General features: G+C 68.2%; 1 protein-coding gene. It reads right to left on the bottom strand.

Features of this window, described 5'->3' with window-relative positions; translation table 11 throughout:
• Window positions 1–48: 48 nt before the first annotated feature.
• Window positions 49–225, bottom strand: a complete 177-nt coding sequence (locus tag OEB96_RS00250) for a hypothetical protein (RefSeq protein ID WP_266213366.1) — start codon at window positions 223–225, stop codon at window positions 49–51.
• Window positions 226–412: the final 187 nt, after the last annotated feature.

Raw genomic sequence — 412 nt, forward strand, 5'->3', positions numbered from 1 at the left:
TGGCGCCGCCCGCCGAGGGCGGACGGTGAGCCCTGCACTACGGCGCGTTCAAGCCCCCTCGCCCATCGCATCGATGCCCAGTTGTTCGGGCCATTCGTCCAAGGGCAGCTCCAGCTGCGGCGGCGGTCGGGTTCGCCCGATCTCCGCCGGCTCGATGGGCAGATCGAGCGCAGCGAGGAACCGCTCGATGACCTCGGGTTGCGTGATCTCGGCGATGATCTTCATCCGCCCTCGACATACTGGGCACTCGAGCACGTCCAGGGCGAAGACACGATGCATGAGCTCGGCCCAGCTCGAGCGTCGACGTGGTCGCGGCTCGGCACACGCCGAGTCATGAAGACCGATGACCATGGCCGGCCTCATCGGCTCCGCCACGGCGCCATCTCGCGAAGCGGTTCGTCGGCCAGGTGCT

Source organism: Paraliomyxa miuraensis, assembly GCF_026337845.1.
Classification (GTDB): domain Bacteria; phylum Myxococcota_A; class Polyangia; order Nannocystales; family Nannocystaceae; genus Paraliomyxa; species Paraliomyxa miuraensis.